This window comes from Pyxidicoccus xibeiensis, from assembly GCF_024198175.1.
Lineage (GTDB): Bacteria > Myxococcota > Myxococcia > Myxococcales > Myxococcaceae > Myxococcus > Myxococcus xibeiensis.
Map to the genome: position 1 here is coordinate 66,223 of NZ_JAJVKV010000011.1, position 15,011 is coordinate 81,233.

10 protein-coding genes are annotated in these 15,011 nt (G+C 67.3%); 8 read left to right on the forward strand and 2 right to left on the reverse strand.

The genetic code is table 11. The features are described from left to right. Positions 1-102 precede the first annotated feature (102 nt). From LXT23_RS35970 to LXT23_RS35990, 5 genes are all read left to right on the forward strand, one after another. Complete coding sequence (locus tag LXT23_RS35970; protein ID WP_253984940.1) at positions 103-2,166, forward strand: PrkA family serine protein kinase; 2,064 nt, start codon at positions 103-105, stop codon at positions 2,164-2,166. 22 nt (positions 2,167-2,188) lie between these two features. Then, the gene (locus tag LXT23_RS35975; protein ID WP_253984941.1) at positions 2,189-3,298 is read left to right on the forward strand and encodes a DUF444 family protein; all 1,110 of its coding nucleotides are present in this window, start codon (positions 2,189-2,191) and stop codon (positions 3,296-3,298) included. Positions 3,299-3,331: 33 nt separating this feature from the next. Beyond that, the gene (locus tag LXT23_RS35980; RefSeq protein ID WP_253984942.1) at positions 3,332-4,825 is read left to right on the forward strand and encodes a SpoVR family protein; all 1,494 of its coding nucleotides are present in this window, start codon (positions 3,332-3,334) and stop codon (positions 4,823-4,825) included. Between the two features lie 166 nt (positions 4,826-4,991). Next, positions 4,992-6,191 carry a M23 family metallopeptidase gene (locus LXT23_RS35985; RefSeq protein WP_253984943.1) on the forward strand — a complete coding sequence of 400 codons (1,200 nt, stop codon included), beginning with the start codon at positions 4,992-4,994 and terminating at the stop codon, positions 6,189-6,191. Between the two features lie 23 nt (positions 6,192-6,214). Next, positions 6,215-7,291 (forward strand): methyltransferase domain-containing protein, encoded by a 1,077-nt coding sequence (locus LXT23_RS35990; protein ID WP_253984944.1) that lies wholly within the window; start codon positions 6,215-6,217, stop codon positions 7,289-7,291. A 21-nt stretch (positions 7,292-7,312) separates the two neighbouring features. Here LXT23_RS35990 and LXT23_RS35995 read toward each other — a convergent pair whose 3' ends face one another. Then, positions 7,313-7,900, reverse strand: a complete 588-nt coding sequence (locus tag LXT23_RS35995; protein ID WP_253984945.1) for a TIGR02265 family protein — start codon at positions 7,898-7,900, stop codon at positions 7,313-7,315. 148 nt (positions 7,901-8,048) lie between these two features. On the opposite strand from LXT23_RS35995, the gene LXT23_RS36000 reads away from it, so the two are divergent. From LXT23_RS36000 to LXT23_RS36010, 3 genes are all read left to right on the forward strand, one after another. Next, on the forward strand, positions 8,049-10,553 hold the full coding sequence (locus tag LXT23_RS36000) for a glycogen/starch/alpha-glucan phosphorylase (protein ID WP_253984946.1): 2,505 nt from the start codon (positions 8,049-8,051) through the stop codon (positions 10,551-10,553). A 266-nt stretch (positions 10,554-10,819) separates the two neighbouring features. Continuing rightward, the gene (locus LXT23_RS36005; RefSeq protein ID WP_253984947.1) at positions 10,820-11,929 is read left to right on the forward strand and encodes an esterase/lipase family protein; all 1,110 of its coding nucleotides are present in this window, start codon (positions 10,820-10,822) and stop codon (positions 11,927-11,929) included. A gap of 21 nt (positions 11,930-11,950) precedes the next feature. After that, positions 11,951-13,027: a hypothetical protein gene (locus LXT23_RS36010; RefSeq protein WP_253984948.1), complete on the forward strand. Its 1,077-nt coding sequence runs from the start codon at positions 11,951-11,953 to the stop codon at positions 13,025-13,027. Between the two features lie 10 nt (positions 13,028-13,037). Here the strand turns inward: LXT23_RS36010 and LXT23_RS36015 are convergent, their stop codons facing one another. Continuing rightward, on the reverse strand, positions 13,038-14,990 hold the full coding sequence (locus LXT23_RS36015; protein ID WP_253984949.1) for a M3 family metallopeptidase: 1,953 nt from the start codon (positions 14,988-14,990) through the stop codon (positions 13,038-13,040). Positions 14,991-15,011 lie beyond the last annotated feature (21 nt).

Below are 15,011 nucleotides of genomic sequence, written 5' to 3' on the forward strand. Positions count from 1 at the left end.
CGGCGGGGTGGTTGTGGAATGGCAATCCAGCCCTCCAGGTTCACCATTTTGGCCCCTTGTCGGCGCGGCTCCTCCGCGTCCCAGGTGGCCCGAGGGAGAGACATGAAGGACGCTGAGAAGGTTTCGTGGGTCTCCAGGATTGCCTCGCTGCAAGACCAGAAGACCTACGCTGAGCTCACCTGGGAAGGCTCGTTCGAGGACTACCTCGAAATCGTCCGGAAGAACCCCAAGGTCACCCGCACCGCCTTCCAGAGGATCTACGACATGATCCTCAGCCACGGGAAGTCGGAGTACATCGACAACAAGAAGAAGCTCATCCGCTACCACTTCTTCAGCGACGAGAAGTTCGGCGGCCGCGACGCCATCTTCGGCCTGGACGTGCCGCTGATGAAGCTGGTGAACGTCTTCAAGTCCGCCGCCCAGGGCTACGGCACGGAGAAGCGCGTCATCCTCCTGCACGGCCCCGTCGGCTCGTCCAAGTCCACCATCGCCCGCCTCCTCAAGAAGGGCATGGAGGACTACTCCAAGACGCCGGACGGCGCCGCCTACACCTTCTCCTGGACCACCGACCGCAAGCTGCCGGACGGGACGACCACGCGCGAGAAGATGAAGTGCCCCATGAATGAGGAGCCCCTCAACCTCATTCCCAAGGAGTGGCGGGCCAAGGTCTACGCCGAAATCTCCCCGCCGGAGAGCGGCTACACCATCCCCGACGGCTCCGAGCTGTGCCCCGCCTGCCGCTTCGTCTTCAAGGACCTCATGACGCAGTACCAGGGCGACTTCGCCAAGGTCATGAGCCACGTGAAGGTCAACCGCCTCGTCTTCAGCGAGAAGGACCGCGTCGGCATCGGCACCTTCCAGCCCAAGGACGAGAAGAACCAGGACTCCACCGAGCTCACCGGTGACATCAACTACCGGAAGATCGCCGAGTACGGCTCCGACTCCGACCCGCGCGCCTTCAACTTCGACGGCGAGTTCAACATCGCCAACCGCGGCATCATCGAGTTCGTCGAAGTGCTGAAGCTGGACGTCGCCTTCCTCTACGACCTGCTCGGCGCCTCGCAGGAGCATAAAATCAAGCCGAAGAAGTTCCCCCAGACGGACATCGACGAGGTCATCCTCGGCCACACCAACGAGCCCGAGTACAAGAAGCTCGAGAACAACGAGTTCATGGAGGCCTTGCGAGACCGTACGGTGAAGATCGACATCCCGTACATCACCAAGCTGTCCGAGGAGGTGAAGATCTACGAGAAGGACTTCAACTCCCGCGCCATCAAGGGCAAGCACATCGCTCCCCACACGCTGGAGATGGCCGCCATGTGGGCCGTCCTCACCCGCCTGGAGGAGCCCAAGAAGCACAACCTCTCGCTGCTGCAGAAGCTCAAGCTCTACAACGGCAAGACGCTCCCCAACTTCACCGAGGACAACATCAAGGAGCTGCGCAAGGAGAGCAACCGCGAGGGCCTGGAGGGCATCTCCGCCCGCTACATCCAGGACAAGATCTCCAACGCGCTGGTGAGCGACAAGGGCGAGGGCTGCATCAACCCCTTCATGGTCCTCAACGAGCTGGAGGCCGGCCTCAAGACGCACTCGCTCATCAACAGCGAGGACGCCCGCAAGCGGATGAAGGAGCTGCTCACCTCCGTGAAGCAGGAGTACGAGGACATCGTCAAGAACGAGGTCCAGCGCGCCATCTCCGCCGATGAGGACGCCATCAGCAAGCTGTGCGGCAACTACATCGACAACATCAAGGCCTACACCCAGAAGGAGAAGGTCAAGAACAAGTACACCGGCCTCTACGAGGAGCCGGACGAGCGCCTCATGCGCTCCATCGAGGAGAAGATCGACATCCCCGACAGCCGCAAGGACGACTTCCGGCGCGAGATCATGAACTACATCGGCGCGCTGGCCGTCGAGGGGAAGACCTTCAACTACCGGACCAATGAGCGGCTCCACAAGTCACTGGAGCTCAAGCTGTTCGAGGACCAGAAGGACAGCATCAAGCTCAAGAACCTCGTCTCCTCCGTCGTCGACAAGGAGACCCAGGAGAAGATCGACCTGGTGAAGGACCGGATGATGAAGAACTACGGCTACTGCGAGATCTGCTCCACCGACGTCCTCAACTTCGTGGCCAGCATCTTCGCCCGAGGCGACGCGAAGGAGTAACACCAGAGAGGGGCGAGCCGTCGTGACCTTGAAGATCCACCAGGACCACTCCCGCTTCAAACAGATCGTCCGCGGCAAGATAAAGGCCAACCTGCGCAAGTACGTGCAGAAGGGCGAGATGCTCGGGAAGAAGGGGAAGGACGCCATCTCCATCCCCATTCCCTTCATCGACATTCCCCGCTTCAAGTACGGCCACAAGGAGCAGGGCGGTGTCGGGCAAGGGGATGGAGAGGTGGGTCAGCAGCTCGGCCCCGGGGCCGTGGAGCCCGGGGAGGGCCACCAGGCCGGCCAGGGCGAGGGCGACCACGCCCTCGAGGTGGACGTCACCCTGGACGAGCTCGCCCAGATTCTGGGCGAGGAGCTGCAACTGCCCAACATCGAGCGGCGCCACAACGAGAAGATCGTCACCCAGAAGATCCGCTACACCGGCATCAACACCACGGGCCCCGAGTCGCTGCGCCACTTCAAGCGCACCTACAAGCAGGCCCTGCGCAGGCAGATTGCCGCGGGCACCTACGACCCGAACCGGCCCATCATCATCCCCATGCGCGAGGACCGGCGCTACCGCAGCTACAAGCTGCAGAACCTGCCGGAGACCAACGCGGTCATCATCTACATGATGGACGTGTCCGGCTCCATGGGCGACGAGCAGAAGGAGATCGTCCGCATCGAGAGCTTCTGGCTCGATACGTGGCTGCGCCACCAGTACAAGGGCCTGGAGTCGCGCTACATCATCCACGACGCGGTGGCGCGCGAGGTGGACCGGGACACGTTCTTCCACACCCGCGAGTCCGGCGGGACGATGATCTCCAGCGCCTACAAGCTGTGCCGCGACATCATCGCGGCGGACTACCCGAAGAGCGCGTGGAACATCTACCCGTTCCACTTCAGCGACGGTGACAACTGGAGCGCGGACGACACGCGCCAGTGCATCGAGATGCTGCGCAACGACGTGCTGCCCGCCGTCAACCAGTTCGCCTACGGCCAGGTGGAGTCACCCTACGGCAGCGGCCAGTTCATCAAGGACCTGCGCGAGGCGGTGGGGGACACGCCCAACGTCGCGCTGAGCGAAATCGCGGACAAGGACGCCATCTACGCGTCCATCAAGGACTTCCTCGGCAAGGGCCGCTGACCGCGGACTCCACGCCACCGGAGCAACTGCCCGATGCCCAAGAGCCTGACACCCCGCCTCGCCGCGCTCAGGGACGAAATCCACGGCTATGCCAAGGAGTTCGGCCTCGACTTCTTCGACACCAACTTCGAGATGGTGTCCTACGACGAGATGAACATGGTCGCCGCCTACGGCGGCTTCCCCACGCGCTACCCGCACTGGCGCTGGGGCATGGAGTACGAGCAGCTGTCCAAGGGGTACGAGTACGGGCTGAGCAAGATCTACGAGCTCGTCATCAACAATGACCCCTGCTACGCCTACTTGATGGAGAGCAACCCGGAGGTGGACCAGAAGCTCGTCATGGCCCACGTCTACGGGCACTGCGACTTCTTCAAGAACAACTTCTCCTTCCGGCACACCAACCGCCGGATGATTGACGACATGGCCAACCACGCCACCCGGGTGCGGCGCTGGGTGGACAAGATTGGCGTGGAGAAGGTCGAGGACTTCATCGACCGGACGCTGAGCCTCGAGAACCTCATCGACCAGCATGCGCCCCACATCCGGCGCAACCCGGACCCGAAGAAGGCGGAAGAAGAAGTCAAGGCCAACGAGCGCGTGGAGGGCTTCAAGGTCGGCCGCGAGTACATGCGCGGCTTCATCAACCCCTCCGAGTTCCTCGACTCACAGCGCAAGCGCGTGGAGGACGAGAAGCAGCGCGCCAAGAAGTTCCCCGAGCGCCCGCAGCGCGACGTGCTGATGTTCCTCCTGGAGCACGCCCCGCTGGAGCCGTGGGAGTCGGACATCCTCGCCATCCTGCGCGACGAGGCCTACTACTTCGCGCCCCAGGGCCAGACCAAAATCATGAACGAGGGGTGGGCCAGCTACTGGCACTCCACCATCATGACGCGGCGGGCCCTCAGGGACGATGAGATCATCGACTACGCGGACCACCACTCGGGCACCATGGGCACGCGCCCCGGCGCCATCAACCCGTACAAGCTCGGCATCGAGCTGTGGCGGGACATCGAGGACCGGTGGAACAAGGGCCGCTTCGGCAAGGAGTGGGACGAGTGCGATGACCTGCGCGCCCGCCGCAACTGGGACAAGAAGCTGGGCGCCGGCCGCGAGAAGATCTTCGAGGTCCGCAAGCACTACAACGACATCACCTTCATCGACACGTTCCTGACGGCCGAGTTCGCGATGGAGCAGAAGCTCTTCGTGTACGGCTTCAACGACAAGCGCAACTCGTGGGAAATCATGGACCGCGAGTTCCGCAAGGTGAAGGGCAAGCTGCTCCAGGGCCTCACCAACTTCGGCCAGCCCATCATCGAAGTCGTGGACGGCAACCACGAGAACCGCGGCGAGCTGCTCCTCGCGCACAAGCACGACGGGCAGGACCTCAAGGGCGACTACGCCCGCGAGACGCTGCGCAACCTCCAGTCCCTCTGGCGCCGCCCCGTCAACATCGTCACCCGCTACGACAACAAGGGCGCCATGCTCCGCTTCGACGGGACGAACCACACGGAGAAGAAGGTCGACCTCTAGCCGCCCCCCACCGGGCGGTTCAGCAACGCGGTAGAAGTTCAGACTTGGTGGCCCTGGAACGCCCTACCCGGCGGGTTCCAGGGCTGCCGGGCAGCCGAGCGCGGGAATTCTCCGGGCGGCTTCTGGGCGCGGGCGCGAGTGTCCACTACACTCGGCCGCCGCGCCCATGAGAATCGCCCCCCTGCTCTGCCTGGCTGCCCTGCTGGCGGCTTCCGTCTCCGAAGCCACCGTCCGCTACACCATCAAGAACCGCCGCATCGAGCCCGGCCAGGCGCTCGCGCAGGCGCTGCATGACGCGCAGCTCCCGGACGCGCAGGTGACGGCCGTCATCTCCGCGCTGGAAGGCGTGTTCGACTTCCGCAAGTCGCGCGTGGGAGACCAGTTCCGGCTCGTCATCCGCGACGGGGAGCTGGACTTCTTCGACTACCGCCAGAGCCTGGTGGACGAGTGGCAGGTGCGCCGCGACGGCGAGAAGTACGTGGGCAGCAAGCGCTCCATCGAGGTGGAGAAGCAGGTGTCCGTCGTCTCGCTGGACATCCAGTCGTCGCTGTACGAGGCGGCGGTGGACGCGGGCGAGGACCCGGCCATCGGCATGGTGCTGGCGGACGTGTTCGCCTGGGACATCGACTTCTACCGCGACGTGCGCAAGGGCGACCAGGCGCGCGCGCTGGTGGAGAAGTTCGTCTCCAAGGGCCGCGTGCTGCGCTACGGCGAGGTGCTGGCGGCCACCTACGCGGGCGGCCTCGTGGGCAACAAGAAGGTGTTCCGCTACGTGCTGCCGGACGGGCAGCCCAACTACTTCGCCGAGGACGGCGCCAGCGCGAAGAAGACCTTCCTCAAGAGCCCGCTGAAGTACGCCAACGTCACCAGCCGCTTCGGCTCGCGCTTGCACCCGGTGCTCAAGTACCTCAAGGCCCACAACGGCGTGGACTACGGCACCCCCATCGGCACCCCGGTGTGGGCGGTGGCGGACGGCACGGTGACGCAGGCGGGCTACTCGGGCGCCGCCGGCAACATGGTGGTCATCCGCCACGCCAACGGCTTCGAGACGCAGTACATGCACCTGTCGCGCTTCGGTGACGGCGTGCGCGCCGGCGCCCGCGTGCGCCAGAAGCAGGTCATCGCCTACTCGGGCAACACCGGCCGCTCCACCGGGCCGCACCTGCACTTCGGGCTCAAGCGCAACGGCGGCTACACCAACCCGCTCAACCAGCAGTTCCCGCGCGCGGACCCGCTGCCCAAGACGCTCCTGCCGGACTTCCTCGCGAAGGCCGCGGAGCTGACCGCGCAGTTGGAGGCCGTGTCCGTGGCCGCGGTGGCCGGCCAGGCCGCCAGCGCCCCCGTCGCAGTCCCCACGCAGCCCTAGCGCTTCCCGGGGGCCGGCAGCCCATGACCTCTGTCGCCGAGTTCATCGCGTTGTCGGAAGCGCTGCACGCCGAGCTCCTCGCCCTGGACGAGGAGCTGCTCCACGGCCTGCCGGAACGGCTGGCGCGCTTCCCCCGGGACCCGGAGCAGCGGCGCGGCCTCCGCCAGGAGCAGGAGGAGGCCCTCCAGCGCCACCTCCCCGCGCTCACCGCCCGCCTGGACGCCGCCTATGCACGGCTGACGGAGCTGGACGCCGGGTTCTCCGACGCGGAGCGCGAGGCCGCGCTGGAGCACCACCGCGCGCGCGTCCAGCCCTTCTTCCTCCAGTGCCCCTTCATCCGCCGCGCCGCGGACAAGCCGCTGGGCTACCCGGGCGACTACCTGACGGTGGAGATGATCTTCAACGAGCAGGACGAGGGCGTCTCCACCCTCGCCCGCCTGCTGTCGCGCTATGCGCTGCGCTGCGGCCCCTCGCGCGCACACCGCGCCCGCCCGCCCTGGCTGCTGCGCCACCTGCGCCAGCACGAGCGCGAGCTGGCCCGCCCCCTGCGCGTGCTGTCCTTCGCCTGCGGGCCCGAGCACACGCTGCGCGAGTACGCCGCCGCGGGCGCCACGGGCCACTTCACCCTCTGCGACTTCGACCCGGCCCCGCTGGAGCACTGCCGCCGCCAGTTCCAGATGCTCACCGGCCGCTCGGGCCCCGGCATTCCGCCCCCGCCCACGGTGGACTACGTCCAGGTGTCCACCTACCAGCTGCTGCGCCAGAAGGAGCTGGTGGACCGGCTGCGCCAGCCCGAGGGCCATGACGTGCTCGTGGTGGCCGGCCTGCTGGACTACCTGACGGACAAGGTGGCCGAGCGCTTCCTGGACGTCCTCGCGGCCCTGGTGGCGCACGGAGGGCTCGTCCTGCTGACCAACCTCCACCGCCCCAACCCGTGGCGGGCCTTCATGGAGTACGTGGGGGACTGGCGCGTGCTGCACCGGAGCACGGAGGAGTTCCAGGCGCTGTGCGAAGGAGGGCCGGAGCGGCGGCTCGCCACGCTGGAGCTCACCAGCGACGCCTCGGACACCAACCTCTTCTGGGCCGGGCGGCGGGGCTGAGCGCACGGCCCGCCGGCCGGGCTACCACTGCACCAGGAACTCGGAGTGGTCCAGTGCCATGGCCGTGCCCTCCACCACGCTCTGCGGGCCGCCGCCCACCGACATCAGCGCGGCCTTCAGGCTGCCCTCGTGGAAGAGCATGGGCTGCATGTCCCCGCGGAAGATGATGCGCACCCGCCGGCCTTCCAGCGGCTCGCAGTCATGGGTGCCGTAGCTCACCAGCGTCTTGTAGACGGTGGAGGTGCTGGAGAAGGCCCGCTTCGGGTCCCCCCGCCCCACCAGCTTGGACAGCGTGTTGCCCACGTGTGACTCGAAGAAGCCGCTGACGGTGGCCGCCCCGCAGGCCCGGAAGGTGTCATCGACGGAGCCGTAGACGGGCTCGAGCACGTCCACTGCCGCGTAGAGCAGCCGCAGGAAGTCCGCCGCCGGGTAGGAGAAGAAGTCGATGGGCTTCTTCATCTTGATGGACTCGGCCAGGCGGAGCATGGCCTCGCTGCCCGCCCGCTGGGACACGAGCATCAGGATGGAGTTGAAGATGAACCCTCGCACCGCATGGTCCGGCCGCGTCAATGCAATCCGCTGGGAGAGTTCGCTCTTGTCGCTGGGCATTCGAGAGGGGGTCTCCAGACAGTGGAGTGCAGGCCCGCTGACCTTGCAGGCGTCTTTTACCAGAGTCATCACAGAGCAGTGGAGCCAATGGCTCCAGACGCGATAAATGATGGGCTTCTGGAGGATTCCTTACCCGATGGGTGAACCCATGAGGACGCAGACCCCTGTCACGCCGCCCCGCGCTTCCGATGGAGGGCTGACGGACGACAGCGGCCGCACCGGACAGGACGCGGCGAGCATGCGCCGCTCCTTCCTCGACCACGTCCGCTACTCGCGTGGCAAGAACTACGAGACGTCCACCGCGCATGACCGCTTCATGGCGCTGTCGCTCGCGGTGAGAGACCGCCTGGCGGACCGCTGGGTGAAGACGGCGCGCCAGTACTACGAGGCCGACGTCAAGCGCGCGTACTACCTGTCCGCGGAGTACCTGCTGGGTCGCGCGCTCGGCAACAACCTGCTCAGCCTGGGCATGCACGAGGCCGCCGCCGAGTCGATGCGTGAGGTCGGCGTCGACCTGACCAACCTGCTGGAGATGGAGCCGGACGCGGGCCTCGGCAACGGCGGCCTGGGGCGTCTGGCGGCGTGCTTCCTGGACTCGCTGGCGACGCTGGCCTACCCCGGCATGGGGTACGGCATCCGCTACGAGTTCGGCATCTTCACGCAGGACATCGTCGACGGCTACCAGGTGGAGCGCGCCGACGAGTGGCTCAAGTTCGGCAACCCGTGGGAAATCGTCCGGCCGGAGAAGGCGGTGCCGGTGCGCTTCTTCGGGCGCGTGGAGCACCACCAGGGCCCGGACGGCCGGCCCGTGGCGCGCTGGGTGGGCGGCAAGACGGTGATTGGCGTGCCGTACGACACGCCCATCGCCGGCTACCACAACAACACCGTCAACACCCTGCGGCTGTGGCAGGCGCGCGCGTCGGAAGAGTTCGACCTGCTGCTGTTCAACGCGGGCGACTACGAGCGCTCGGTGGTGGAGAAGAACGACTCGGAGGTCATCTCCAAGGTCCTCTACCCCAACGACGCCTTCCAGGCCGGCAAGGAGCTGCGCCTCAAGCAGCAGTACTTCTTCGTCGCGTGCTCCATCGCGGACATCGTCCGGCGCTACCTGAAGAACCACACCGACTTCCGCGAGTTCCCCAACAAGGCGGCCATCCAGCTCAACGACACGCACCCGGCCATCGGCGTGGCGGAGCTGATGCGCGTGCTGGTGGACGAGAAGCGGCTGCTCTGGGACGAGGCCTGGTCGATTACGCAGGCGGTGTTCGGCTACACCAACCACACGCTGCTGGCGGAGGCGATGGAGCGGTGGCCGGCGACGCTCTTCGAGCGGCTGCTGCCCCGCCACCTGGAAATCATCTACGAAATCAACACGCGCTTCCTGCGCCAGGTGCAGATCCGCTACCCGTACGACCAGGAGAAGCTGCGGCGGATGAGCCTGGTGGAGGAGGGCCCGGAGAAGAAGATCCGCATGGCCCACCTGGCCGTGGTGGGCAGCCACAGCGTCAACGGCGTGGCCGCGCTGCACACGGAGCTGCTGCGCCGGGACGTGATGACCGACTTCGCGGCCATGTACCCGGAGCGGTTCAACAACAAGACCAACGGCGTGACGCCGCGCCGCTGGCTGGCGTGGTGCAACCCGCGCCTGAACAAGCTGATTACGTCCCGCATCGGCGAGGGCTGGGCCACGGACCTGGACCAGCTGCGCAAGCTGGAGCCGCACGCGGAGGACCCGGAGTTCCGCAAGGCCTTCCGCGAGGTGAAGCGCGCCAACAAGGAGGACCTGGCGCGGCACATCCGGGACTTGCGCTGGGTGCAGCTCAACCCGGACGCCATCTTCGACGTGCAGATCAAGCGCCTGCACGAGTACAAGCGGCAGCTGCTCAACGCGGTGCACATCGTCGCGCTGTGGATGAAGGCCCGGAGGGACCCGTCCACCATCATCCACCCGCGCGCGTTCATCTTCGGCGCCAAGGCGGCGCCGGGCTACCACCTGGCGAAGCTGACCATCCGGCTCATCAACGGCATTGCCGAGGTCGTCAACAGCGACGCGGGCACCACGGGCCTGCAGGTCGTCTTCGCGCCCAACTACCGGGTGAGCCTGGCCGAGCGCATCATCCCCGCGGCGGACGTGTCCGAGCAGATCTCCACCGCCGGCATGGAGGCGTCCGGCACGGGCAACATGAAGCTGATGCTCAACGGCGCGCTGACGCTGGGCACGCTGGACGGCGCCAACGTGGAGATTCGCGAGGCGGTGGGCGACGAGAACTTCTTCCTCTTCGGCCTCACCGCGGACGAGGTGATTGCCCGCAAGCGCGAGGGCTACCGCCCGCGTGACGTGTACAACCAGCACCTGGAGCTGCGCGAGGCGCTGGACCTCATCTCCACGGGCTTCTTCTCGCCCGAGGACAAGCACCTCTTCAAGCCGCTGGTGGACAGCCTCCTCGACGAGGACCGCTACCTCGTGCTCGCCGACTTCCCGTCGTACATGGCGAAGCAGGAGGAGGTCGTCCGCGCCTACCAGGACCAGGAGGGGTGGGCGAAGAAGTGCATCATCAACGTCGCCCGCGGCGGCATCTTCTCCTCCGACCGCACCATCAAGCAGTACGCCGAGGAGATCTGGCGCATCCAGAAGACGCCGGTGGAGCTGTGAGCCCCACCCGGCGCGGGTGAACCACAGACGCATCGCGTCACCCGCGGCCACACCCGACTGACGCAACGCATTGGCCCACCTCGTCACACTCGACGGGGTGGGCCTTTCATTGTCTGGCGCACAGCGTCAGCCGATAACGCGGCGCAATGTATTGACTGGGGAATCAATCCCGGGCACTAGCACTCCCAGTGTCCCGGGCTTCCCCGGTAGTGGGGGAAGGCTGGGACGCGGCTGGAATTGCCTCTCCTCTCCCGAAGGAGTCCCCCATGAAGCAGTCTCGTGTGTTGCTCGCGGCCCTGGCGCTCGGCGTCCTGGGGTTCGCCTCACCCGCCTCCGCCGCCGCGGAGAAGACGACGTACCCGGTGGTGTTCGCCCATGGCCTGGGCGGCTTCGACGACATCCTTGGCTATGATTACTGGGGCGACGACTACGGCACCTTCGTCGGTGACCCCTGCAACGAGCTCTTCGAAGTGACGTGCAACGAGGACATCCACAGCGGGCAGCGCTCCTTCGTCGCCGCGGTGCAGCCGCTCCAGAGCTCGGACGTGCGCGGGCTGCAGCTGGCCGAGGACATCGAGAGCTACCTGGCCTCCGCGGGCGTCCGCCACGTCAACCTCGTGGGCCACTCGCAGGGCGGCATCGACGCGCGCAAGGCCGCGCGGGTGCTGCGCGAGCGCAAGGGCTACGCCGTCGTGAAGGTGCTCCTGAGCGTCTCCTCGCCGCACCGGGGCTCGCCGGTCGCCAAGTTCATCCTCGACCTGGGCCCCGGCGTCACCAGCGTCATCGACGCGCTGTTCCGCATCTACGGCGACGTCGTCTACGGGCCGGGCAATGACGGCTTCGCCGCCGTCAAGGCGCTCGTCTACAACGACTATGACGCCAACGACGGCCTGGCCACGGGCGCGAAGCTGTTCAACTCGAACTACCCCGTCAGCGCGAACTACGCGTCCCACTACGCGTCGCTGATGACGGCCCAGTCCGGCATCAACGTGAATCCCGCCCTCTACCTGCTGCGCGGCTTCTTCTTCGACATCGACGGCGACGGCTACTGCGTCGACGACTGCGAGAATGACGGCGCCGCCGGCCGTGGCGACGGGGTGAAGGCGGAGGACGACGACGACGGCCTGGTGGGCATCAACTCGCAGCAGATGGGCTACCGGCTCCGCTACAGCGAGAACTTCTTCATGGACTCCATCTCCGTGGACACCGCGCTGGGCTACGTGGCCAACATCAACGCGCCGAGCGCCGCGCAGATGACCTCGTCGTCGTCCCTCATCAGCCAGGACCACCTGGACGTCATCGGCCTGGGCGGCGACACGTTCGACGAGATGGAGTTCTACGCAGCCATCTTCGACTACATCGCGCGCAACGACTAGCAACCCCGGGGTGAGGGCGGAATGAGAACGCGGACGAAGCTGATGCTGGGTGGCGCGGTGGCCCTCACGGGCCTGCTCGTCGGACTGCGCCTCATCCCCGCCGGGCAGGCGGCAGTCGCGCCCGCGCCCTCCCGTCAGGACACCGCGCGCGCGGCGTCCCCGGCTTCGTCCGCGCCCCTTCCCACAGCCGCCACGCCCGGCGCCGCGCCCGCGCCCTCCCCCACCCCCACCGTGGCGGAGGCTGGCGTGGACGCGGAAGTCGAGGCGCTCATCACCGTGATGCGGGAGCGCTACGGCGCGCGGCTGGACGAGCCCTCCGTGCAGATTCGCCTGCTGGAGGAGCTGATGCGCTACTTCCAGCGCAAGAGCCCGGACCGCTGGAGGGAGGAGCTGCTGGCCTTCCTCCAGAAGGCCTTCCCCGAGCGCTACCAGGAGCTGGCTGCCACCCTCCGCAACCGGGAGGACTACGAGAAGTGGGTGAAGGACAACGACGCGTACCTGCGCGGGCTGGGCGAGAAGGAGCGCCGCGCGGCGATGTGGGACGCGCGCAACCGGCTCTTCGGGAAGGAGACCGCGGAGCGCATCTGGGCCTCCGAGCTGAAGAACCAGGCCATCGCGGACACCCTGCGGACGCTCGACGCGACGGAGGGCGCCACCGTCACGCAGAAGCTGTCCGCGTACAAGCAGCGGCTGCAGGAGGTCCACGGCGAGCAGGCCCAGGCGTACCTCGCCCGCCACCAGCAGGAGACGCTCAACCGCTTCCTGGACCTGTCCTCCATCCAGCGGGAGCTGACGCAGATGCCGCCCCAGGAACGCTCGCGCAACCTGCGCACCATCCGCCAGGAGCTGGGGCTGGACGAGGAGGCGCTACAGCGCTGGGACGCGCTGGACCAGACGCGCGACGCCCGCTGGGACGCGGGCGCCCGGTACCTGGCGGAGCGCCAGGCCCTGGCGAAAGAGCACTCCGGCGCCGCGCTGGAGGCGAGGCTCCAGGAGGTGCGCGCCCGCTACTTCGGCGCCGAGGCGGACATCATCGCCCAGGAGGAGGCGGCGGGCTTCTTCCGCTTCGAGCGCCCCCGGCAGTGGGGGCGCAACTGAGCCGCGGGCCTCAGGCCGCCTTGTTGAGCCACTCCTCGTAGGCGCGGTAGTCGTAGTCGCGGCCGAGGAAGGCGTGCACCAGGCGGGCCGCGTCGTCCGAGCCGCCCGGCTCCAGCACCTTGCGCCGGTACGCCTGCGCGGGGGCCGGGTCCAGCATCCCCTTCTGCTGGAACACCGTGAAGAGGTCCTTCGCGATGACCAGCGACCACATATACGTGTAGTAGTTGGACGAGTACCCCTCGAGGTGCCCGAAGGAGAGGTGGAAGTACGTGCCCTCCACATAGGGGAACGGCGTGTACTTGCTCTGCAGCTCGCGCACGAGCGCGGTGGCGTCCACGCTGCTCGGCTCCCGGCGGTACAGCTCCAGGCTGAGCGCGGCGTAGTACATCTGCTGCCGCACCCACAGGCCCTTGCCGAACTCCTCCGCGCGGCGCATGCGCTCCACCACCTCCGCGGGAATCGGCTCGCCCGTCTGGTAGTGACGGGCGAACGTCTGGAGGCTGGCGGTGTCGCGCGCCCACTCCTCCAGCATCTGCGAGGGGGCCTCCACGAAGTCCCACTCCGTGCGCACGCCGGACACGCCCGCCCAGCGCGTGTGGCCGCCGAAGATGTGGTGCAGCAGGTGGCCGAACTCGTGGAGGAACGTCTCCACGTCGTCGTGCTGCAGCAGCGCGGGCTCGGTGCCGGGCCGGGGGAAGTTGCAGATGAGCACGCCCTCGGGCAGCCGGCGGCCCGACTTGCCGCTGGTGAGGGTGAACTGGGCCGCGTGCTTGTACTTGTCCTCGCGCGGGTGCATGTCGAGGTAGAAGCGGCCGCGCAGCGCGGTGCCCTCCAGGACGTCGTAGGCCTCCACGTCCGGGTGCCACACCGCCGCGTCGGGCACCTTGCGGTAGGTGACGCCGAACAGGCGCGCCGTCAAATCCAGCATGCCCTGCTTCACGCGCGTGTACTCGTAGTAGGGCCGCACCACCTGCGAGTCGAAGGCGAACTGCTCCGCCTTCACGCGGTCCTCCAGGTAGGCCTGGTCCCACGGGTCCACCTTCTGGGCGCCGGGCACGTCGCGGCGCTTGCGCTCCAGGAGCATGGCGTAGTCGCGCTCCATGCGGGCGCCGGCTGCGTTGGAGATCTTCTCGATGAAGTCCGCGGCGGCCTTCTCGTCGCGAATCATCTTGTCCTCCGTCGCGTAGGCCGCCCAGTTGCGGTAGCCCAGCAGCGTGGCCAGCTCGTGGCGGCGGGCCACCATGCGCTGGAGGACATCCGCATTGGAGGGGTGGCCGCGCATGCGGAACAGGCGCCACATCTGCTCGCGGGACTTCGCGTCGCGCGAGTACGTCATGAACGGGATGATGTCCGGGTAGTCCGTGGTGATGCGCACCATGCCGTCCGGCCCGGGCGGGTGGGCACGCACGTAGTCGTCGGGCAGGCCGTCCAGGGCGGACGGCGGCAGGCTGCCGGTGCGCGTGTCCTGGAGCATGTTGCGGCTGAACTCCTGGCCGATGCGGACCAGCTCCTCCTGGAGCTCCTTCACGCGCGTGCGGGTGGCCTCGTCGCGGTCCACGCCGGCGCGGCGGAAGTCACGCAGCACCTTCTCCATCCACTTGCGCGTGGCGGCGTCCTCGCCGGACAAATCCAGCGAGGCGAGCACGTCGTAGACGCCCCGGTCCATGCGGATGTCGTTGCCGAGCGTCTCCAGCGCCTGCTCGGCGGCCTCGGAGGCCTCGCGCATGGCGGCCTCCGGGTGGGCATGGCGGACCACGCTGGCGCGGGAGCTGGCGTCATCGAGGGCGGCCATCGACTCGTCGTACAGCTCGAGCACGTCGCGCACGACGAAGGGGGGCCTGAGGGACTTGAGACGGGCAATGCCGGCGCGGGCGGCGGCCATCGCTTCCTCACCGGAGCGGCGGAACTCGGCCGGCGGGCAGGTGATGAGGCGGGCGGCGTCGGGAACTGGGGTCTCTGACACTGTCTGCTCCTGGACTTGATG

Coding starts and splice junctions, on each gene's coding strand:
- LXT23_RS35970 (WP_253984940.1), top strand. CDS start 103: ATGAAGGACGCTGAGAAGGTTTCGTGGGTCTCCAGGATTGCCTCGCTG.
- LXT23_RS35980 (WP_253984942.1), top strand. CDS start 3,332: ATGCCCAAGAGCCTGACACCCCGCCTCGCCGCGCTCAGGGACGAAATC.
- LXT23_RS35985 (WP_253984943.1), top strand. CDS start 4,992: ATGAGAATCGCCCCCCTGCTCTGCCTGGCTGCCCTGCTGGCGGCTTCC.
- LXT23_RS35990 (WP_253984944.1), top strand. CDS start 6,215: ATGACCTCTGTCGCCGAGTTCATCGCGTTGTCGGAAGCGCTGCACGCC.
- LXT23_RS35995 (WP_253984945.1), bottom strand. CDS start 7,900: ATGCCCAGCGACAAGAGCGAACTCTCCCAGCGGATTGCATTGACGCGG.
- LXT23_RS36000 (WP_253984946.1), top strand. CDS start 8,049: ATGAGGACGCAGACCCCTGTCACGCCGCCCCGCGCTTCCGATGGAGGG.
- LXT23_RS36005 (WP_253984947.1), top strand. CDS start 10,820: ATGAAGCAGTCTCGTGTGTTGCTCGCGGCCCTGGCGCTCGGCGTCCTG.
- LXT23_RS36010 (WP_253984948.1), top strand. CDS start 11,951: ATGAGAACGCGGACGAAGCTGATGCTGGGTGGCGCGGTGGCCCTCACG.